Genomic DNA, 21,539 nt, shown 5'->3' with positions numbered 1-21,539 from the left:
GCACCGCATGGAACAACCTCACCGCCCTGCCACAGACCATCCGATCCATCGGCCTCAGAAAATGGGCTCATATAGGTCAAAGGTGATAGCCCGTAGTATTATGGAGACGATATAGTTTTCTATTCATTGAAAACCAAATGGTTTCGTTATTTGGCTTTCTTATGGCGGCTATGTGCGGCAAACGACACAGCCGTGATTCAGAAACATTTTTATATATAACGGCCTGCAAGCCGGTTGGTGACCATGATGCATTATTCCCGTGTCGTAGCCCCGGCGGCTCTGATACTTGCCCTGGCAGCGTGTCAGCGGCATGCGCCCCCCCCCAAGCTGCCGCCGCAGCCGGTCAAGGTCGTAACACTCCGGGCCGAGCCGGTAGAAATCCATACGATGCTGCCCGGCCGTACCGAAGCCTTTGAAATCGCGCAGGTCCGTCCGCAGGTCAGCGGCGTTATCCAGCAGCGCCTGTTTGTCGAAGGCACCGACGTGCAGGCGGGACAGCAGTTGTACCAGATCGATCCCCGCGTCTATCAGGCGGCAGTGGACAGCGCGCAGGGCCAGCTGCTGCATGCACAGGGTAACGAGGTCACGACCCGGGCCAAGCTGAACCGCTACGGGCCATTGCTCAAGGCCCATGCCGTCAGCCAGCAGGAATATGATGACGCGCTGGCCGCTGAACGCGCGGCACAGGGCGATGTCCTGAGCGCGAAAGGCCAGCTGGAGCGCGCCACGGTCGATCTGGGTTATACCCATATGAATGCGCCGATTACCGGACGTATTGGCCGTTCCATCCTGACCGTTGGTGCGCTGGTGACCGCCAACCAGACCAACAATGTCGCCATCGTCACCCGGCTTGACCCGATTTACGTGGACGTGAACCTGCCGGCAACCGAACTGCTGCGCTTCAGGCGCGAACTGGCGCAGGGACGGCTGACGCGCGCAGGCGATAACGCCGCCGCCATCACCATCACGCTGGAGGACGGCACCACTTACGAACATTCCGGCCGGATGGAGTTTTCGGAAGTCAACGTTGATGAAGCCACCGCCACGGTTGTGGTGCGTGCCGTCATGCCCAATCCGGACCGGCTGCTGCTGCCGGGCATGTATGTCCATGCCCAGCTGGCCGAAGGCACGGACCCAAGGGCCCTGCTGGTGCCGCAGCAGGCGGTGCAGCGGAATTCCCATGGTGACCCGCAGGTCTGGGTGGTCGATGCCGATAACAAGGTGACGCTGCGTCCCATTACCGTTAGCCAGGCCATCGGGACAGACTGGCTGGTGACGGACGGGCTGAAGGGCGGCGACCGCGTGGTGGTTGAGGGCCTGCAGAAGATTCACTCCGGCGATACCGTGACCCCGGCGGATGTGCCCGCCCCGGCCAAGGCAGGATAAGCCCCCATGTCTCTGTCGCGCTTTTTTATCGACCGGCCCGTTTTCGCCTGGGTGATCGGACTGATCATCATGCTGGTGGGCGGGGTGTCGATCTTCCGCCTGCCCATCGCCCAGTATCCCAGCATCGCCCCGCCACAGATCGCGATTTCGGTCACCTATCCCGGCGCTTCGGCCGATACGGTGAACGATACGGTGGTGCGTCCCATCCTGCAGCAGATGTTCGGGCTGGATCATCTGGAATACATTTCCGCGCAGTCCTACGCATCGGGGCAGATGGAAATCGACCTGACCTTCGCGCAGGGAACCAACCCCGACATCGCGCAGGTGCAGGTGCAGAACAAGCTGCAGCTGGCGCAGCCCAAGCTGCCGCAGGAAGTGACGGCGCAGGGGCTGAGCATCACGAAGGCCGTCAAGAACTTCATGATGGTCATCGCCTTCATCTCGACCGACAACAGCATGAGCGGCGCTGACATCGCCGATTACGTGGCGTCCAACATCTCCGATCCGCTCAGCCGCGTGACGGGCGTGGGCGACCATACGCTGTTTGGTGCGGAATATGCCATGCGCATCTGGCTCGATCCGTCCAGGCTGTACAAATACGGCCTGACGGTGGGCGATGTGCAGACCGCAATCCAGACGCAGAACATACAGGTTTCGTCTGGTGAACTTGGCGGTGTACCCGCCGTGAAGGGCGCGCGCCTGGACGCCACCATCATCGGACCGACGCGCCTGCATTCACCCGAGGAATTCGAAAAGATCCTCCTCAAGGTGCAGCAGGATGGCTCGCAGGTGCGCATCCGTGACGTCGCCCATGTGGAGCTGGGGCCGCAGACCTACAACACCCATTCCTTCTACAACAACATGCCCGCATCTGGCATGGCGCTGAAACTCGCTCCCGGTGCCAACCAGCTTCAGACCGAAACGGCGGTGCGCGAGCAGATCAGGGAACTGGAACAGTTCTTCCCGCCAGGGCTGAAGACCGTCTATCCGCTGGATACCGCGCCCTTCATCGTCCTGTCGATCAAGGACGTGATCATCACGCTGATCGAAGCGATCGCGCTGGTGTTCCTTGTGATGCTGGTGTTCCTGCAGAACTTCCGCGCCACCCTGATCCCGACGATTGCGGTGCCGGTGGTGCTGCTGGGCACGTTCGGCATCCTTGCCGCGCTTGGGTTCTCCATCAACACGCTGACCATGCTGGCCATGGTGCTGGCGGTTGGCCTGCTGGTGGATGACGCCATCGTGGTGGTGGAAAACGTCGAGCGCGTGATGACGGAAAAAAAGCTTTCCCCCAGGGAGGCCGCCCGTCAGTCCATGGACGAGATTTCGGGCGCGCTGGTCGGCATCGTGCTGGTGCTGACGGCGGTGTTCCTGCCCATGGCCGCCTTCAGCGGATCAACCGGTGTGATCTACCGGCAGTTTTCCATCACCATTGTCGCGGCCATGTGGTTGTCGGTTCTGGTGGCCATGGTCATGACGCCGGCCCTGTGCGCCACCATGCTCAAGCCAGGCAGCCACGAAAAGACCGCTGGCTTCGCTGGCTGGTTCAACCGTCATTTCAGCCGCCTGACCAATGGGTACCAGAAGGGCGTGACCCGCGTGCTGGGGCATGCCGGCCTGTCCATGCTGGTGTTTGCCGTGATCACGGTGGGCGTGGGCTGGCTGTTCATGCGCCTGCCCGGTGGCTTCCTGCCCGATGAGGATCAGGCCCTGATCTTCGGGCAGGTCACCATGCCCGCGGGCGCCACGCTGGAGGAAACGGCAGCCGTCAACCGCAAGGTTGCCGACTATATCCTCAAGACCGAAGGCAGGAATGTCGAATCCGTCTATTCCATGAACGGATTCAACTTCGCAGGGCAGGGGCAGAGTGCCGGCGCCTTCTTCATCCGCCTGAAGGACTGGGATGAACGGCCTGCCGCGTCGCAGTCCTCGGCTGCGATCGCCATGCGCATCATGATGCATTTCTGGATGGATCCGGTGGCGCAGATCTTCGCCATCAACCCGCCCGCCGTGCTGGAACTGGGCAATGCCACCGGCTTCGACCTTGAACTGGAGGATCGCGGGCATCTTGGCCATGCCAAGCTGCTGGAAGCGCGGAACATGGTGCTGGGCCTGGCGGCAAAGGACCATCGCCTGACCGCCGTGCGCCCCAACGGCATGGAGGATGCGCCGCAGTTTCACCTGAACATCGACCGTGAAAAGGCGAATGCGCTGGGCATCACCATTGCGGACATCAATACCACCATCGAGGGCGCGCTGGGGTCGATCTACGTCAACCAGTTCCTGCGCGATGACCGTGTGAAGCAGGTCTATATCCAGGGCGAGCCGGATGCGCGCATGATCCCTGATGACCTGAACAAGTGGTATATCCGCAATATCACGGGGGGCATGGTGCCGTTCAACGCCTTCGTGTCCGGTGAATGGATCATGGGTCCGCAGAAGGTGGAGGATTATAACGGCCTCAATGCCTTCGAAATCCTTGGCCAGCCCGCAGCGGGTTACAGTTCGGGTGACTCGATCGCCGCGATGAAGGACATCCTGACCAAGTTGCCCAAGGGCATCGGCTATGAATGGACGGGCCTGTCCTTTGAACAGATGGCGTCGGGCGCTTCCACCGGGCCGCTTTATGCGCTGGCCATGATCGTCATCCTGTTCTGCCTTGCAGCCCTGTATGAAAGCTGGGCCATCCCCTTTGCCGTGCTGCTGGTCATTCCGCTGGGCGTGCTGGGCGCGATTGTCGCGACCCTGGGGCGTGGGCTTGCCAATGACGTGTATTTTCAGGTCGGCCTGCTGACCACGGTGGGGCTGGCGGTCAAGAACGCCATCCTGATCGTGGAATTCGCCAAGGCCTTCTTTGAAAATGGTGCAACGCTGGAGGAATCCGTGCTGGAAGCCGGGCGTGAACGCCTGCGGCCCATCCTCATGACATCCATTGCTTTCGTGGTGGGTGTGTTCCCGCTGGCGATCGCAACGGGGGCAGGGTCGGCCGCGCGTATCGCGATTGGCACGGCCGTGGTGGGGGGCATGGTGACGGCGACGTTGCTGGCTGTCTATTTCGTGCCGCTGTTCTTTGTGGTTGTGCTGCGCCTGTTCCGTGTGCAGCGCATGTCCGAACGGACAAAGGGAGAGTAATGCAGATGACCGTTCTCTCCACATTCAGGCGGGTGACAACGGCTGGCCTCGCGGCGACGCTGCTGGCAGGCTGTACCATGATCCCGCATTACAAGCGTCCCGCCCCGCCACTGGCCACGGCGTGGCCCGCCTATGCCACGACCGGGGACGCCGTGGTGGAAAATCCGCTGGCGGCGGATCTGGGGTGGTCGGAATTCTTTACCGATCCCCGGTTGAAGGCGCTGATCGCCATTGCGATTCGTGAAAATCGCGACCTGAGGGAGGCGGCCGCCGACATCCGCCGGGCGCAGGGGCAGTTTGATATCCAGCACGCCAGCCTGTTTCCCGCCATCAATGGCGGTGGCGAGGCGATATTCCAGGGACCATCGGACGCTGCCGGTCTAAGCTTCGCGCCGGGTCTGGATACCGGGCATCCGCCCATGTTCAAATATTACCAGATGGGCATTGGCGTCTCGTCGTATGAGATCGACCTGTTCGGGCGTATCCGCAGCATGTCGCGGGAGGCCGCGGAACATGCGCTCATGCAGCGTGAAAACGCCCGCGCGATGCTGATCAGCATCATCTCGCAGGTTGCCACAGCCTATATCTCGTGGCTGGGCGATCAGGCGCAACTGCATCTGTCGGACGAGACGATGGCGTCGCAGCAGCAGACGCTGGATATGGTCAAGGCCCGTTTCGCCCATGGTGAAACGGATGAGATGACCGTGCGCCAGACCGAAACACAGGTCGCGCAGAGCGGCGCCTTCCGTGATGAATCACGCAGGCACGTGGCGCAGGACGAAAACCTGCTGACGATGCTGATTGGTCAGCCAATTCCCGCCAACCTGCCCCCGGCCCGCCCGCTGGGGCAGCAGACCATCATGCAGGACCTGCCGCCGGGCCTGCCGGCGGATGTGCTGGAACATCGGCCCGATATCATGGCGGCGGAACATGACCTGCTGGCGGCCAATGCGGATATCGGTGCAGCCAAGGCGGCGTTCTATCCCCGCATTACCCTGACGGCATCTGACGGGATCAGCAGCCTGCAGCCGCATAAGCTGTTTACTTCGGCTGCGACAACGTGGGGGGTGTCCCCGCAGTTGCAGGTGCCCCTGCTGAACTGGGGACAGAACAGCGGTAACCTGAAGGCATCGCGCGCCATGCGGGCGTACAAGGCGGCGGCATATGAAAAAACGGTGCAGTCCGCCTTCCGCGAGGTGGCGGATGCGCTGGCCGCACGCGATACCTACCGTGATGAAACCCGACAGATGGACAGCTATGTCTCGACAACGGGCGATGCCTACCGTCTGGCCATGCTGCGGTACAATGCGGGGACAGATTCCTATCTGACATCCCTTGTCTCGCAGCGGAATTATCTGCAGGCGCAGCAGTGGCAGATTTCCATTTCGGTGTCGCGGTACCAGAATCTGGTGACGCTGTACCGCGCCCTTGGCGGTGGCTGGACCGAACATACGCCAACGCCCCAGCCCGCGAAGGGGCAGAAGACCGTGCGCAAGGGCTAGGTGCCCAGTGATATGACCGGCGCATGATGGATTGCGGCCCGACATGCAGGAAGCATGATCGGGCCGTAATCGTGTTTAAGGGAATGAAAAATATAAAAGTTTTCGGGTATCGCGGTCTGGAAACAGCCCTGGGATCACGGGCATGTTCCATGCATGAAATCGCGAAGTAATTCATGAGTAAATTTAAAGAATAACAATAGAAAACCCGCCAGATTCAACACCAATATCAAATGTAAATATTAAATAAATTTAAAAATTCATTAAATAATAAATATATTTCATCATTTAATGGGTTACGAAAAAATGTAAATTTTGTTCTTTCAATATCAAAAATCATCCCATATCTATAATGCATGGCTTCTGGCGCAATATGTTTTTGTTTCGGCGTGCAAGAAGTGCATGAAAGGTAGGGTCTGAACTTTGAATTTACATAGCAAATCCGATAATCAACTGCCCGCTGCCGTGCGTCCCGATGGGAAGTTGCGTATGGTTATTTTCGATTGTGATGGCGTTCTGGTCGATGGGGAATATCTGTCCACCAGCATCATGGCGCAGGAAGCCCGGAAATACGGCTGGAACATTACGGACGAGCAGGCGAACAAACTGTTTACCGGCGGTGAACTGGCCAAGATCCGTGACCGGATCGCCAAGGAAAGCGGCAAGGAACTGCCCGCGGACTGGGACATGCAGGTCCAGAACCGTATCGTCACCATGATGAAAACCGACGCCCAGACCGTGGATGGCGCGGAAGACATGCTGAAAGCCACACTCGATCTTGGTCTGCCGGTGCGGATCGGATCCAATTCATCCATGGCTGAAATGGACGCGAAGTTCAGCAGCACGGGCCTTGACCAGATGCTGGATGAAGACCGCATCCATTCCGGGCGCGACCTGAACATGCCCAAGCCCCGGCCCGACCTGTACCTGTATGCGGCCGAGCAGGACAATGTCCCGCCAGGCAACTGTATCGTGCTGGAAGATTCCGATGCCGGTGCCGAAGCCGCCCGCCGTGCGGGCATGGCCTGCGTGCTGCTGCGTGACCTGTCGCGTCCCGCGCCGCAATGGCCGGGCCTGATCCGCATCGGGCACCTGTCTGAATTCGTGCCACTGCTGCAGCGGATCATGACGAAGCAGAAGCAGGCCGCTGCGTAGGCAGCCGCGACACGGGCGGGGTGGCAGTGCGTTTCAGTCGGTATACCGACCGCTGCGGCCCTGCTTGACGCGACTGCGATGCTGTTTGTTGTCCATCCGCTTCCTGCGCTGCGTGCGTGAGGGACGGGTGGGCACGCGATAGGCCTGTACCGCGCTGGCCTGCGCGATCATGTCATGCAGGCGGGCGACCGCGTCCTCGCGGTTGCGGATCTGGCTGCGAAAGCGCCGGGCCGTCAGCACGATCACGCCATTGCCGGTCATCCGGCTGCCCGCCACGTCGATCAGCCTGTGCTTGATCCGGCCCGACAGGGTGGGGGAATTGCGGGCGTCAAAACGAAGCTGGGCCGCAGTGGCGACCTTGTTGACGTTCTGCCCACCGGGGCCGGATGCCAGTATGTAGGTCACATGTAATTCATCATCGGGTATGATGGGCGGTGACATGGCGGTTTACGGTCCTGTCGGGCGGAAGGTATATCGTAGGCTTATGGGCCGCCCTGCATGGGCGGCATTGCTGTGCTGGCCGTTTGCTATCACCATGCCTGTCGCATGATGACAAGAGCGGAGTAGCACAATCATGAATGATGAGGTGGTCACGGAGCAGTTGCGCAAGGCCCTTGCGCAGGCAGCGGGCGATGCGGCGCAGGCCAAGGTGATGCCCGTGGTCAAGATGATTGCGGCCCAGCAGCTTGTGATCATGGACCTTATGCAGATGCTGGTGGATGCAAAGGTCCTGCATGCGGATGAAATCGCGGCGCACATGCGTCACCATATCGAACATACCGATGCAAAGGACATGGCGGCGCGAACCCTGTTTGACCAGGTGCGTGCCCGTTTCGATTCCGGTATCAAACCCTCCTGATATCATAAGGAAGTGTGCAGATGGCTGATCATCCCCCCGCCCTGCGGGCTGAAATCGCGGCGCTGAAGGCGGAACTGGCGCGTATGCGTGACGAACTGGCCGTGGCGCGCAAGACGATACAGGCGCTTAACCTGCAACTGCGGCGTGAGCAGATGCGCCCGCCCACGGCGCGCTAGCCCGGGCGCATGACAAGGTATGTCCATCATGAATGAAGAACGCGATGCAGCCGGTCGGGCTGTGGTCTATCCCACCGTCAGCTGCGGGGCGGAAGCCGTGCAGGATTCCATTGTGGTCATGGACCTGTTCATGGCGACCGCGCCCGAACACATGCCCAAGGGCAACAGGCGCGTGGTGACCGTGCTGCCACCCGAACTCGCCCTCAACCTTGCCGAACAGCTTCGCAGTGCTGCCGAGCGCGTGCAGGCGGCCCGAAAGACCGGGTCAGGGGCCGCTGGCCCTGCGTGACAGGCCGCGCATGCCGGCGTAACGCAGGTTGACCGCCGCCGTGCCGCCCTGAATGGTGGGAATGGCCATGGTATTGTCCAGTGCGCTGCGCATGGCCTTCTGTGATGCCATGTGGACGATGCCAACGGGTGCATGAGGAAAGAACAGATTGGCCAGTTGCCCCGTGCGTTCATCCAGCAACCACGGGCCAAGGTAATTGTGACTGTTGTCAAGGAACGTGACGGGCTGGTCATCCACATACACTGCCAGCGCCATGCAGAGCTGATCCTGGGTGAAAGCCATTCCGCGACGGGGCAGGATCCGGGCCTGCCACCGGCGCAGTACGGGCCAGATCGTAGCATTGCGGTGCAGGCAGAATACCCCGGCATTCAGCAGTGGTTTTGCGCCAATGCGCGTGCGGATATGGAACGGCAGGCGGGCACGGCTGGCATTCTTGTACAGAAAGGACCGGATCTGCATCCACCCCGGACAGATCCAGCGCACCCCCAGCAGGTTGGCGATCTTGGCACCGATTTCCGGCACGATGGCCAGTGTGCCGCTTTCCCCTGCGGCGAACATCTGTTCAAGCGCCCGGCCATCCTGCACCCATGTATCGGCATCCAGCCACAGGATCAGGTCGAATTCCGGTAGCATCTGGTCCAGCCACAGCTTGCTTATGTTGATGGCAAGGCTGGGCCGTTTCCTGACAGCCCGTTTCGGGGCGTAGTCGGGAAGATGGGGTGTGATGATCCGAATGCCCCGCGCCGTCAGTTGCGCGACCTGGTGTGCCGTCATCCCGCAGTCGATGACCCCGATGGGGGTATCGGCATGATCGCGTACGGACGCGATCAGTTCGGTTACCAGATGGAAATAGGCGTGATCGCATCCGGTTACGATAATCCGGCGGCTGGTCGCGGGTAGGGGAGCACTGGGCGGTGTCATGCCCGACATCATAGGGACAAGCCGGGAAGGCGGAAATATCCCTTTGTTATGCCTTCACGTCGGGGGTGGCCAAAAGGTAGCGCGCAGTCAGTTCAGGATGGCGGAACGCCATGATGCCGCGCAGGCTTTCATGGGCGGCCCATGCATCATTTGTGGTGCGTGAATTACCATGCATGCGGTAGCGGCACAGGATTTCGGGTACGTAGCCTGCTTCAAAGCCATGGTCGATGAATTTCAGCCAGAAATCATAATCTTCCCAACCCTGGTCAATATGGCTGTAGCCGTCCACGTCAGCCCATGCCTGCCGGCGGATCAGGGCCATGACATCAACGTAGTTTTCCCGCGTCATCTGCGCGGGGTCCCATATGTCGGCCGACCCGATGCGCTGCTCCCGGTCGAAATATTCCAGCTGACAGTACGTGGCATCAAACCCGCCATCGCGGGCTGCTTCATGCAGTCGGGCGATGGCGCGGGGGTAGATGGTGTTATCGGCGTCCATCACGAACACGAACGCACCCATGGCATGCCTGAAGGCTGTGTTCCGGGCGGCGGACGGTCCCTGGTTACGGGTATGCACGATCAGGGTGCAGCGCCAGAAACGCTGGTGGTTTTCTTCCATCCACGCAGTAATCAGGGCGACGGAGTCATCCCTGTCCGAATGGTCGTCCACCACGATCAGGTCAAGGGGTGCGTGGGTCTGTGCGGCGATGGCGTCCAGGGCGTCGGTAATATAGTCGCCATAATTGAAATTCGTGACGCACACGCTGACCAGATCCAGCGGTTTCTTGCGACGGCTGCGGAAGGTGAACGCGGTCTGGCCCGTGGCCATCCATGGGGCGGTGATGCTCATGTCTCCGGCGTGCTCCATACATGCGAAATGAACCCGCGGATCCGCGCGCAGCGGGCCCGGTTATGGGCGGGGGTATCGATGGCCCGCATGGCGTTCAGGCGTACCTCCTCCGCCTTTGCCCGACCATCGGGCGTATGCAGCAGCCATTCGATCAGGTTGGGGATATGGCGGCCGCTTTCTTCCAGGAAATGTTCATTAGGGCGAAAGACCGGATGCGGCAGGCAGGGTTCGGAGACGACCACACTGCCATTGGCCATCGCGCCCTTGACGATGCGGTGCCATTCAAAAAAACCGTAGTCATCGCGGTGGATGTTCAGCGCGATGCGTGAATGTCCCGCCACGTGGGACGCCAGACGCGACAGCGGGTTATCGCGGGGGCTGCTGTCTATCGGCGTAGTGAACTTGCGATAGTAGAAGTAATTGCGGAACTGCGCGAAGAAGGCGGCATTGCGGGCAAAGAAGGCCTCCCGATGGGTCGAGGCGCCCCCAAAGAAACTGATGTCCAGCAGCCGGTCGGCAAACGGCGTGTTCCGGTCCGGGCGCCTGCGGCATGCAGGTGGCAGAATCCGCACCATGGCGTGCTGCATGTCGCTTTGGTGCAGGTACGTGGTTTCAGTGCCGATATTGGGCGTGAAATGGATGGCGGGCAGCCCGGCCTGCCGGAAGCTTTCCGCCATCTGGTGGCAGATGTCGATGACGCCCGCCGCCATAAGCAGGAAGGGAATGCCGCGTTCGAACCATAATGTCTGGGGCTGTTCGGTGTTGAACATGATCGCGTCACGGATAATCGCCCCCGTGGCCCAGTCCTGCCCCCGTCCCAGATGGAAGAATTCATGCGGGGCGACAAAAATGCACAGTTCAGGCCGGGTGTCGGGATCGCTGTTTTCATCCAGCAGGGCGCAGTTCAGTCCTGCATCGCACAGAGTTGCGTGCAGGTCGGATGCGATTTCATGAATGAAGACATTGCCGTTGGAATTGTAATAGATCCCGATACTGTCAGGTACCGCGCCGTCAGGGACGATATAGTCCGCATCATCCAGCCCTTTCGCTACGCACAACGCGCCAAGGGTGCGCGAGACATGCAGTGCGCCGAAAATGCGTCGGCCTTCCGGCACGCCATACAGCAGGGCATGTTCGGCCATGTCGGTTGTCGCGCGTTCAAGGTCGCGGTTGATGTCATGGTACAGGTCAGGTTCAAAAAACGGGAGCTGTTCCAGTGTCCGTGCGCCAACGCTCAGGTCTTCCAGGTGGAAGCGGGGCAGCAGCCCGTGATGGGCGATATGACACCCCCCATGCGTCCTGATGAAATGGATGAAGGGATTGCGGTTGTCCGCACCAGCATCGGGATACTGGCGCAGGTATGACGCGGGACGGAAATTGCGGTTGGGCTGGCGTCCTTCCCGAAAGCCATATTTGATGTAGTGGACTAGGGGATCGATTTTCGACCCGGCGACATCCCGATGAACCGAAAGGTAGAAATCAGCGTCGAACAGACCTGATTCCTTTACTGTTTCAAGGTCCTGTTGTTCGGTCGGGGTCAACGTCAGCAGCGGGTCCGCGGGCACTGTCTTTACCTTGGCTGAGGCGGGAAGGAATAACGGGCGGCAATGCCGCCTGTCGGGCGCGCACAGACATTCTGCTAGGGGAGATCAATTAATAATTGATTATCCCGCAGGCTTATTTTCAGTCAGGAGTGCAGGTAAGGCAGGGGGTGCAGGACGTATCCTGTACCAGCGTTACATAAATCACGCCGTGTCCTGCACAGGGCATGGGCGCGTTATCCTGCACATGATGCGGATTGCCCCGTCTCGGCGTCGGTATGATCCGCGAGCAGGGCGAAGGCTGCTAGATGACAATCAGGCCAAGAGAGATGGCCTTGAGTACGGTGGTCACGCGATTGGTGCAGTCCAGCTTGCGCTGTGCGTTCTTGAGATGGAATTTGACGGTGTTCTCGTTCAGCATCAGCCGGTCCGCGACCTCCACGGTGGTCCTGCCATTGGCCACCCATGACAGACATTCGCACTCGCGTTGTGTCAGTGCGGGTGGCTGGGGTTCGGGTGGCGTCGTCAGGCGGCAGTACTGCTGGTAATACTGCATGGCCAGCATTGTCAGCGCGACCTGCATGCGTGGTGATACCATTTTGCGCGCAAGCTGTCCGAAATTGACCAGAAAGACCGAGCCATCCGGCCCATGGATCGGTATGACGAACCCGTCATGTATGCCAAAGTCATGCATGTCGGTCACCAGCGCCTTTTCCTGCTGTTTCACCGGGTCACATGCATGCCATCCGAACCCTGTGGCACTGGTCATGGCACGGCGCAGCACCGGGTCCACCCGCCCGTATTCGCTGCCCATGTAATGGCGGGTCCACGATGTAGGATAACTGGATGTCGTGGGGCGCAGGCCGCCGGGCTGGAACTTCTTTATGATGCCCGCGACACAGTAAAAATCCCCGATCAGGCTGACGGCTTTATGGAACCGGGCGGCCAGTTCATCCACAGTGCGGGTGTTCAGCATGGCCTCAAGCGTATCCATGGCCATGCTGTCAAAGAGATCGCGATTCAAAAAAACGTATCCTGTATCAATGTCGTTATAAATTGCAGCAGGCGGGAAATGTCATACCCACAGATAATGTACCATATATGGTAGGAAATTAACAATAAGAATGCAAGTAATATGCCCATTCTGGCGGCAGGTTACTTTGATGAATTATTAAAAATTACTATAATATTAATTACTTAAATAAATGTTCCGTCTATTATAAATATAAATTAAATGTATATATTTGTGAGCATTCTGGAAGGACCTATTTGATGTGGAGAATACCTGTGAAGTTGTCGATCTGTTCAGGATGGATGTCTGGACAAAGATGGAAGTACTATTATAATTATATGTATTAATTTTATATTTATCACCGTTATTATTCATGATATTTTATAAATATTTATATTTTTATTATGATTTTCATCGTTAAATATTACCATGTCTATTCATGATGTTCACTGCACGACGCAATCCATAAATCCGGAAAACGTTTTTAGTGAAGCTTTTTCCAAAAAGCTTCGAAATAGATTGCTCCCTATGAAAAGCAATATCTGAAAACATTTCTCTTATTTATCGATGGATTGTTTTCAGGTTCTCTCTCATTCCAACGCTGCCTGATCAATGTGATGCTCAATACAGGCACAGGCGACGTTTCATCCGTGACCTGCGGCCTGATGGATAAGGGGAACTGTGTCTTTCGGTTCAGGTGGAACGGCGACAGGTACCTGACAATGAGGTTGCGATGCCCCGATGGTCCGGTTCATCATGAAGTGCCGCGCGTAAGGCGGAGGCAGCGCTTGCAGCCGGTCCGTATGACGCACATCTGCTGCGTTTGCGTTTGCGTTTGCGTTTGCGTTTGCGTTTGCGTTTGCGGTTGGTAAGGGCTGTCTGATCCGGGATGGAATTACCGCGTTGCGGGTGGCGATCGTGGTTTTCCTCTGTCTGCTGAAGACTGCCCAGCCTACCATCTGTAGTGGTGGAAATCCGTTGTCAGCCATATGTCGGCAGGATCTTCCAGCAAGATAATGTGCCTGTGTGAGGCCGTATCGGGCGCTGTGTATCGTAATCGGGGAGAGCCGCATGATCCGATGGGGCGTCATGCGCCGCGGCGGGATTTCCGGGCGTATGAGCCGGATTTTTCTGCGTGCAGGTCTGTCCGGCTTCGGTCTGTTTAGGTATTATCAATCATAATGTATATGGAAAATGCCCTGTCCAGAACTGCCCTGACCTGCCGTCTTTCCCTGAACGGGCGGATTGCGGGATAGTGGGGCGGCATTATGCAGGCAGGGACGGAGGGCACGTGGCCACGCTGGAATGGGAGGGCAAGCACGCCGTCACCGTTTATCTGGAACGGATGCGCCGGGGCGTGCTGCAGGTTGACCCCGCCCTGTCCCGTGGGGCGGCGCAGGGGGGCGACAGGATCATCCTGGGGGACAACCTTGCGGCGCTGGACGCGCTTGTGCCCGATCATGCGGGACGGGTGGACATGGTGCTGACCGACCCGCCCTATAATACGGGCCGGCGCGACTGGCTGTATGATGACAGCGCCAGCACGCCCGCGGGCCTGCACTGGCTGGATGCGGCGCTGGGTCCGGCGGTGGCCCGCGCCCTGTCCCGGCAGGACCGCTGGCTATGTCTCATGTACCCGCGGTTGCTGTACCTGCGGCGGCTTATGGCTGAACATGGCGTCATTGCCTGCTGCATCGATGACCGTGAATACCCTCGCCTGCGTCTGTTGATGGAGGAGGTGTTCGGGGCGGAGAATTTTCTGGCGACCTTTGTCTGGGTCAATACCGGCAATATCGATAACCACAGCCGCATCAAGACCAACCATGAATATGTGGTGGTGTTTGCGCGTGATGCCCGGCGTTTCGTTCCCGGGCGCGTGCTGGCCCCGCAGGTCGGCGCCCGCAGCAAGCTGCGGCGGCCGGTCATTCGCAACACCATTGTCAAGAACGGGCCACGCAACCCGGTCCGTGATCTGGTGCTGCCGGCCGGTTTTCCCGCAAGCTTTGACCACGGCGTCATTCCCGTCCCGGTAGATCCCGCCTTCTGGCCACGCTTTACCGCGCCGATGGAGGTCCGCGCGGGACGGCTGGTGCATCCCGTTACCCTGCGCAGCGGATGGAGTTCGCGCCGGCAGTGCGCGGCGTTCATTGCGGCGGGATTTAAGGATATTACCGACCGGCAGGGACTGAAAACCCGGTTTTACCTGACCGCCAGCGGGGCGGTGTTCATGGAAAAGGACCGTCAGGATCAGCCCAGCCATATCCTGACCGTGCTGCAGGGCATGGGGACGGTGCAGCAGGCGTCGGCCGCGCTGGCGCGGTGCGGTGTCCGCTTTGACTATCCCAAGCCGCTTCCGCTGGTGACATACCTGCTGCGGGCGTTGTGTCCCGATCCAGGTGCCCTGGTGCTGGATGCCTTTGGCGGATCGGGCACGACAGCGCAGGCTGTCATGGACCTGAACGCGGCGGATGGGGGAACGCGCCGCTTTGTGGTTATGGAAATGGATGAACGGATTGCCACAACCGTAACCCAGCCCCGTCTGGCGCATGTGCTGGCGCGCCATGCGCGCGCGGGTACGGGGTTCCGGTTCTGCAGGGTGGTCATGCCGCCTTCAGCGCAGGATGCGGAGATGGCCATTCCGGTCGGGCACGAAGCAGCCCACGAAAACTGAAATAGGGTCCGGGGATGCTTTTTCCAGCAAGGTAACCTTTCCCAAGGCTTCACCAGAAACGTTCCCGGAACTCGTGGGCTGTTTCGTAAACCGGGTTGTTCAGGCAGTCGCCAGCAACGGTTTCAGTCCCGCCGGTATGCCGAAAGGCGGCTGGTAAAAACCCGTGTGAAATCGGCCAGCGTGCAGCTTCCATCTGTTTTGGACTGACAGGCGGGCAGGGGCAGGATGTCAGGCTGTGCCGTGATGGCCTGCTCCGTGCGGAGTGCATCAAGCCCCTGATGGAAGATGACTGCGCGTACCCGCTGCTGCCCATCGGGCATGTGCCATGTCTCGAACCCCAGCGTGGTGTCGGGGCCGGTCGGGTCAGGCATGTCGGCAAAGGACCAGTCCAGGCCGAAGATCGCCGCCAGCATATCCAGCGTGCTGTCATGGCCTGCAAACAGGACAACCGGCGTGCCGGCCGCAATCATGTCGCCATCGGGTTCGTGCACGGCATTACCCGCCACCAGTTCCATTATCATGGCCGCCAGTACATGCCCGCGTGGAAAGGCCAGTGCCGGCAGGCGGCGCATCAGGCGGCTGGCATGGTCATGGGCGGGCATGAGGGTATCGATCATATGACGGATGTCCGGCTGTCCCCACCCGATCGCATCATCGGGCATGCCCTGCGCATATTCCAGCAGCATGTCTTCCGCCACGTCGGCGGATTGTGACAGGCCACCGGACAGTCTGGGTGCGTTTTTGTGCCACGTGGCCCTGTCCGGCCCGGTAAAGCAGGGCGTGCCCATGGCACATCCGTTAGGCTGGACCACGGCCTGCGCTGTGGCCTGCGCCAACCGTACGTCGGCGGGACGGCCGTCACGGTCATGCGTCAGTGCGGTGGACAGGTCGGTCATGATCGTCTGCTGCAATGCAGGCGTATCGTATGCATGCAGGTCGTTGAAAACCGGATCATGCGAACCCGCGGGCAGGCTGTCCGTAACGACCGGGCAACCGGGCGTCAGGGCGTGGCCCATGATGTCGCCGGTCTGCAGCGTGCGCTGGTCCGTCGCATCCGACCAGACCGCGACTGCCCCCGCCCTGCATCCCTGCGTGGGTAGCACGCCGGCCTGCCGGTAATACCGACCCAGTGCCGCCCCCATCAGGGCCAGGTCGCGCCTGCCGTGGTCCGTCAGGGCACCGGGGGCGACGGGCCAGGTCTGCCAGTGCCGGTGGGTATGTGCGTCCAGTTCCGCGATGGGGTGGGTGGGGCTGCGTATGCCGTGACGCGCGACCAGCACCACACGTTCAGTGACTGGCCCAGCCGTAGGAGCCGGCGGCAGGGGTGTCGCCGCCCGCGTGCCCGAGACCGGCAGCATGATGCATGACAGGATGGCAAGATGCAGGGGCAGGCGGGACATGCAGGCGCAACCTGTGCTGGGGGCAGGGAATATCTCCCTGCATGACAGGAACAGGCCTGTTCTGCTAGTATGACGGGCCAGAAAAACGGCCCTGCCCGCAGGGGGCAGGAAACCGCCTGACGCATGGTACATTCCTGTTGGACGGGCATACAGTCAGGGAGACCGGTGGATGATGTATCATCCGGCGCAGACGCTGGAGCATACGGGCGTGCTGGCATTTGCAAGGCGGCACTGGTGGATGTGCATGGCCCTGCCTGTCCTGCTGTGTGTGCTGGGCGGCTTTGCGGTGCACCTGAGCCGCGACAGCCAGAGCGACGCGAACTTCGCCAGGCATAACATCCTGATGAAGCATTCACAGGAAGAGGCGGCCTACGCCAAACAGCTTGCGGAATATGACGCGACAATCATACGCGACCGCCGTGTTTTCCTGGACATTACCCGCGTCGAATTCGCCCGTATCGCGCCACCGGCCCAGATGGCGTGGCTTTTGCAGGAATATCGCAAATTCGATATCAGCCGCGTCAAGGTCTATGACGGGCATGAAATACGTCCCTTTGTGCCCGCGCCCTGTTCGGTGCCGTTATGTTTCGTCCCGATCTTTGTCGAGGAACTGCATGACGATCCCGTGCACCACACCAAATACATACAGGTTGGTGCGCTGGAGGACATGTCGCGCACGCTGATTGTCGATGCCGAGCAGTTCTGGCGCCTGCGCAAGCTGGTCATTCATGTGGACGCCATTCTGTTCGCGGACCGGCGCCAGCAGATCGCCGATTTTGAAAAGGCGATGCAGCTGCGTGCCTCGCTGGATGTCCTGCGTATGTCGGGGCAGCAGGTTCATTAAAGGTTTTTACCGGTTTTCTTCTGTACAGCGCCGGTTTTTCAGGAGTGAGAATGGTCGTTTCCGTCACGCATGCAACATCGCAGCATCCTACCACGCCAGTGATACCGGTTATCCTGTCTGGCGGCAGCGGCAGCCGGTTGTGGCCCGTCTCGCGCAGTTCGTATCCCAAGCAGTTCTGGCCGCTGGTCTCCCGGCGGACAATGGTGCAGGAAACTGCCCTGCGCAGCCAGGGGCCGGGATTTGCCAACCCGATTATCGTCTGCAACAACGAACATCGCTTCGCCATGGCCGAGCAGCTGAGGGAAGTCGGCATTACCGCGCCGCGCATCCTGCTGGAACCGGTTGGCCGCAATTCCGCCCCTGCCATTGCCGCGGCGGCCGTGCTGGCGGCGGAAACCGATCCCGACGCCGTGCTGTGGGTCATGGCGGCCGATGCCGCGATCCAGAAACCCGAAAATGTCGCGCCCGCGCTGGATATTGCGGTCAGGGTGGCGCGCGCGGGGCGCATCGTGACATTCGGCATGACGCCAACCCGGGCGGAAACGGGGTATGGCTATATCGAAAAGGGCGCCCCGCTGGCCGGGTATGATGGTGCCTACAGCGTTGCGCGCTTCGTGGAAAAACCCGATGCCGCGAATGCCACGCGCATGCTGCAGTCAGGGCAGTTCCTGTGGAATTCCGGCATGTTCGTGTTCACGGCCCGCACCATGCTGCAGGAAATGGAAAAGTACGAACCCGCCATCCTGACCGCCGTGCGGCAGGCCGTGCAGGACCGTAAGTCGGATATCGATTTTGAACGGCTGGATGCGGCGGCGTTCGCCAGTTCGCCCGATATCTCCATCGATTACGCGGTGGCCGAGCGCACTGGCCTCATGACCGTCATACCCGGTGATTTCGGCTGGTCAGACGTGGGAAGCTGGGACGCACTGTGGGAACTGGGCCCCAGGGACGGCCACGGCAACGTGACCATTGGCGATGTCGCGGTGTTCAATACATCAAACAGCTATGTGCGTACCGATGGCATCCTGACTGCGGTAACCGGGGTGGAAGATCTGCTGGTGGTGGTCAGTGACGATGCGGTGCTTGTGACACACCGTGACCACGCGCAGGACGTAAAGGCCATTGTTTCGCAACTGAAGAAGGATGGCCGCAAGGAAGCGACTGCCCACAGCCGCTGTTACCGCCCATGGGGGTTCTATGAGACCCTGATTGTCGGCAACCGTTTCCAGGTCAAGCGGATCGTGGTGGAGCCGGGGGAAAAGCTGTCGCTGCAGAAACACTATCACCGTGCCGAACACTGGGTGGTGGTGGAAGGCACGGCGCAGGTCACGCGCAATGAGGAAACGATCCTCGTACGGGAAAACGAAAGTGTCTATCTGCCGCTCGGGGCCGTGCACCGGCTGGAAAATCCCGGTCGCATTCCCTTGACGCTGATCGAGGTCCAGTCCGGCCCCTATCTGGGGGAAGATGACATTGTCCGGCTGGAAGACGCCTACAGCCGTTCCTGATCCGCTTTCGCGTTACGGCACGATCATATGCAGGGCATGGAGTGGCTGCGGCCATTTCATGCCTTTTTTATTTCATGGCGCAGGAAACACGACACGACAGGCAGGGTAATTTCATAAATCCTTCATAAAACTGTCATGCACATATCATTGTTATTTATTTCGGCAGTTTTCTAATGTCCGCTCATGTCTGAGACATAGCCAGACACGTCTGTCTTCTTCATGTCGGAGAACATGAGTATTATGTATTTTCCTGCTCGAATGCTTACATGTGCCCTGTTGGCAACCGCGCTGCCGGTTATGGCGCATGCTGCGGATATTACAGGCGCCGGCTCCAGCTTCGCTGCGCCCATTTACGGGGCATGGGGTGCTGACGGGCGCAGTGCTGCTGGCGTCAGCCTGAATTACCAGACCGTTGGCTCCAGCGCCGGGCAGAACCAGATTCTGGCAGGCACGGTTGATTTTGGCGCATCCGACGTGCCCATGGATCGCCAGAAGCTGGAAAACGCCCACCTGTTCCAGTTTCCGACCGTCATGGGCGGCATTGTACCGGTTATCAACCTGCCGGGGGTTGCCGCCAACCAGATCCAGCTTGATGGTCCGACGCTGGCCGCCATTTACCGTGGCGAGATCGAGCAGTGGAATGATCCGAAGATCGCAGCCCTCAACCCCGGCATGAAGCTGCCCGATACCCCCATCGCTACCGTGCACCGTGCGGACGGGTCTGGCACGACGGCGGTTTTCACCGGCTATCTGGCCCGTGTTTCCCCTGAATGGCGCGAAGGGCAGGGTGCTGGTGCATCCATTTCATGGCCTGGCGGGATCGGCGCACGCGGCAATGATGGCGTGGCCGCGTCCGTGCGGAATACCGAAGGGGCGATCGGTTATGTCGAATATGCCTTTGCCGCCAACGCGCACATGACGACCGTCAAGCTGAAGAACCACAGTGGCGCCTATGTCGCGCCGGGCATGGACAGCTTCAGCCGCGCGGCAGAAGCGGCGGACTGGAAGGATGCATCGCATTTCGCTGTTGACCTGCTGGACACAACCGGGGCTGGCGCATGGCCGATTGTCTCCCCCACCTATGTGCTGGTGCCGGTACCGACGGGTAAGACGGACCATGGCCCGGCAGTGCGCAAGTTCTTTGGCTATGCACTGAAAAACGGGGATGCCGCGGCCCTGCGCCTTGATTACGTGCCGGTGCCCGCGAATGTAAAAACCGATATCCTGCAGCAGTGGGACAGCGCAAAATAATATAGCCACCAGATAATAACATATAAATAATAACATTATGAAGCCGCCCGGTGTCCGGGCGGCTTCTTTGTATTCCGGACTGTCATAAATCCTTCATAAAACTGTATTCGAAACATAACACACAAGATTGTGCACGCATTCTAAATGAACTCACCCTTCATTACGGAATGATTAATATGATCCGCCGGTCCGCTGTTTCTCTGTTGCTTGGTTCATCTGCCCTGTGGGGCGCATCCTCCTTCCATCAGGCCCATGCAGCATCCGCGTCGGATGCCCAGCAGATACAGGCCCTGCAGCGTGAGATGCAGGAAATGCGCCGGGAAATGTCCGGTCAGATCAGCGTGCTGCGCCAGCGCCTGGTCCGTGCCGAATCTCGCAACACCCCCGCCGCCAACGCGGCGCAGGCCCGTCGGGTTGCCGCAAGCAAGGGGCAGCCGCTGCCTGAAAGCTACGCACGCGATATCCATATCGGTGGCGATAGCGGCATGGGTGGCGGGATGGGCAGCAGCCTGGGCAGCGCCATGCAGAAGGCTGACCTGGGCACGCCGCCGTCCGACCGTGGTGTTTCCTCTTCCTGGGCGTCGTTCCGTGCAGCGACGGAAAAGGAAGAAGCCGTGCACATGGGCGGCATGATCGTGGGCTTCCCCGGTGGGCGTCCCACCATCTCGTCTGAAGACGGGATGTATGCCATGTCCATCGGCCTGGCCTTCCATGAGGATATCGGCGGATTCATGGGCATGTCCCCCCGTGCGGGTGAGGTGAAGGGTGACTTCGCCGGCCTGACCGAAAATGCCCGCCGCCTGCGTATTCCCATCTCGTTCCGTTACAAGAACTGGATTGCCAACATCACGCCTGATTTCGGCGCCTCCAGTTCCGATAGTGCGGCCACGCTGTATGAAGCGAACCTGAACTACGCCGGGTTCCACAATACGGTCATCACCGCCGGTTATACCAAAGGACGTAGCCACTGACTCGTGTGTGAAGTGACAAACGGCGCTGGCTCTGATTCTCTTGATGCGGGAGGATCTGGCTGATGACGAGGGCG

17 protein-coding genes and 1 pseudogene are annotated in these 21,539 nt (G+C 59.7%); 12 read left to right on the top strand and 6 right to left on the bottom strand.

Features of this window, described 5'->3' with window-relative positions; genetic code table 11:
- The first annotated feature begins 243 nt into the window (after positions 1 to 243).
- From CFR80_RS12305 to CFR80_RS12290, 4 genes are all read left to right on the top strand, one after another.
- Positions 244 to 1,386 carry an efflux RND transporter periplasmic adaptor subunit gene (locus tag CFR80_RS12305; protein WP_110507466.1) on the top strand — a complete coding sequence of 381 codons (1,143 nt, stop codon included), beginning with the start codon at positions 244 to 246 and terminating at the stop codon, positions 1,384 to 1,386.
- Positions 1,387 to 1,392: 6 nt separating this feature from the next.
- Positions 1,393 to 4,518 (top strand): efflux RND transporter permease subunit, encoded by a 3,126-nt coding sequence (locus tag CFR80_RS12300; protein ID WP_010516064.1) that lies wholly within the window; start codon positions 1,393 to 1,395, stop codon positions 4,516 to 4,518.
- Complete coding sequence (locus tag CFR80_RS12295; RefSeq protein WP_010516065.1) at positions 4,518 to 6,020, top strand: efflux transporter outer membrane subunit; 1,503 nt, start codon at positions 4,518 to 4,520, stop codon at positions 6,018 to 6,020. The genes CFR80_RS12300 and CFR80_RS12295 overlap by 1 nt, the downstream gene beginning before the upstream one ends.
- 486 nt (positions 6,021 to 6,506) lie before the next feature.
- Positions 6,507 to 7,172, top strand: coding sequence for an HAD family hydrolase (locus CFR80_RS12290; protein ID WP_010516066.1), 666 nt, complete (start codon positions 6,507 to 6,509; stop codon positions 7,170 to 7,172).
- Between the two features lie 33 nt (positions 7,173 to 7,205).
- On the opposite strand, the gene arfB is transcribed toward CFR80_RS12290, so the two are convergent.
- The gene (gene arfB, locus CFR80_RS12285) at positions 7,206 to 7,613 is read right to left on the bottom strand and encodes an alternative ribosome rescue aminoacyl-tRNA hydrolase ArfB (protein WP_010516067.1); all 408 of its coding nucleotides are present in this window, start codon (positions 7,611 to 7,613) and stop codon (positions 7,206 to 7,208) included.
- 133 nt (positions 7,614 to 7,746) lie between these two features.
- Here arfB and CFR80_RS12280 point away from each other — a divergent pair, with 133 nt between their 5' ends.
- Genes CFR80_RS12280 through CFR80_RS12275 form a run of 3 tightly spaced genes read left to right on the top strand, consistent with a single transcriptional unit; the run spans position 7,747 to position 8,496 of the window.
- Positions 7,747 to 8,031, top strand: a complete 285-nt coding sequence (locus tag CFR80_RS12280) for a hypothetical protein (protein WP_010516068.1) — start codon at positions 7,747 to 7,749, stop codon at positions 8,029 to 8,031.
- A gap of 20 nt (positions 8,032 to 8,051) precedes the next feature.
- Positions 8,052 to 8,207: a hypothetical protein gene (locus tag CFR80_RS19380; protein WP_010516069.1), complete on the top strand. Its 156-nt coding sequence runs from the start codon at positions 8,052 to 8,054 to the stop codon at positions 8,205 to 8,207.
- A gap of 28 nt (positions 8,208 to 8,235) precedes the next feature.
- Positions 8,236 to 8,496 (top strand): hypothetical protein, encoded by a 261-nt coding sequence (locus tag CFR80_RS12275; protein ID WP_029329703.1) that lies wholly within the window; start codon positions 8,236 to 8,238, stop codon positions 8,494 to 8,496.
- Here the strand turns inward: CFR80_RS12275 and CFR80_RS12270 are convergent.
- The 4 genes from CFR80_RS12270 to CFR80_RS12255 all read right to left on the bottom strand — a co-directional run bounded on the left by CFR80_RS12270 (position 8,473) and on the right by CFR80_RS12255 (position 12,832).
- Positions 8,473 to 9,429, bottom strand: a complete 957-nt coding sequence (locus tag CFR80_RS12270; protein WP_010516071.1) for a glycosyltransferase family protein — start codon at positions 9,427 to 9,429, stop codon at positions 8,473 to 8,475. The genes CFR80_RS12275 and CFR80_RS12270 overlap by 24 nt on opposite strands.
- Before the next feature lie 34 nt (positions 9,430 to 9,463).
- Positions 9,464 to 10,267, bottom strand: coding sequence for a glycosyltransferase family 2 protein (locus tag CFR80_RS12265; protein WP_010516073.1), 804 nt, complete (start codon positions 10,265 to 10,267; stop codon positions 9,464 to 9,466).
- Complete coding sequence (locus CFR80_RS12260; protein ID WP_010516074.1) at positions 10,264 to 11,832, bottom strand: hypothetical protein; 1,569 nt, start codon at positions 11,830 to 11,832, stop codon at positions 10,264 to 10,266. The genes CFR80_RS12265 and CFR80_RS12260 overlap by 4 nt, the downstream gene beginning before the upstream one ends.
- A gap of 280 nt (positions 11,833 to 12,112) precedes the next feature.
- Complete coding sequence (locus CFR80_RS12255; protein WP_010516075.1) at positions 12,113 to 12,832, bottom strand: helix-turn-helix transcriptional regulator; 720 nt, start codon at positions 12,830 to 12,832, stop codon at positions 12,113 to 12,115.
- Between the two features lie 1,279 nt (positions 12,833 to 14,111).
- Between CFR80_RS12255 and CFR80_RS12250 the strand changes: the two genes are divergently transcribed.
- Positions 14,112 to 15,491 carry a site-specific DNA-methyltransferase gene (locus CFR80_RS12250; RefSeq protein ID WP_110507465.1) on the top strand — a complete coding sequence of 460 codons (1,380 nt, stop codon included), beginning with the start codon at positions 14,112 to 14,114 and terminating at the stop codon, positions 15,489 to 15,491.
- Positions 15,492 to 15,613: 122 nt separating this feature from the next.
- Here CFR80_RS12250 and CFR80_RS12245 read toward each other — a convergent pair whose 3' ends face one another.
- Complete coding sequence (locus CFR80_RS12245; RefSeq protein WP_010516077.1) at positions 15,614 to 16,891, bottom strand: histidine-type phosphatase; 1,278 nt, start codon at positions 16,889 to 16,891, stop codon at positions 15,614 to 15,616.
- A gap of 169 nt (positions 16,892 to 17,060) precedes the next feature.
- On the opposite strand from CFR80_RS12245, the gene CFR80_RS12240 reads away from it, so the two are divergent.
- The 4 genes and pseudogenes from CFR80_RS12240 to CFR80_RS12225 all read left to right on the top strand — a co-directional run.
- Positions 17,061 to 17,735, top strand: coding sequence for a hypothetical protein (locus tag CFR80_RS12240; RefSeq protein ID WP_110507464.1), 675 nt, complete (start codon positions 17,061 to 17,063; stop codon positions 17,733 to 17,735).
- Between the two features lie 50 nt (positions 17,736 to 17,785).
- A complete protein-coding gene (locus tag CFR80_RS12235) occupies positions 17,786 to 19,243 on the top strand; it encodes a mannose-1-phosphate guanylyltransferase/mannose-6-phosphate isomerase (protein WP_010516079.1) in 1,458 nt (485 codons plus the stop codon).
- 258 nt (positions 19,244 to 19,501) lie between these two features.
- Positions 19,502 to 20,494, top strand: a complete 993-nt coding sequence (gene pstS, locus CFR80_RS12230) for a phosphate ABC transporter substrate-binding protein PstS (protein WP_029329705.1) — start codon at positions 19,502 to 19,504, stop codon at positions 20,492 to 20,494.
- 176 nt (positions 20,495 to 20,670) lie between these two features.
- Positions 20,671 to 21,456: pseudogene (locus CFR80_RS12225) on the top strand (porin); the annotation flags it as partial.
- Positions 21,457 to 21,539 lie beyond the last annotated feature (83 nt).

This window comes from Komagataeibacter oboediens (assembly GCF_003207815.1).
GTDB classification, from domain to species: Bacteria; Pseudomonadota; Alphaproteobacteria; order Acetobacterales; family Acetobacteraceae; genus Komagataeibacter; species Komagataeibacter oboediens.
This window is presented reverse-complemented; position numbering and strand designations above follow the sequence as displayed.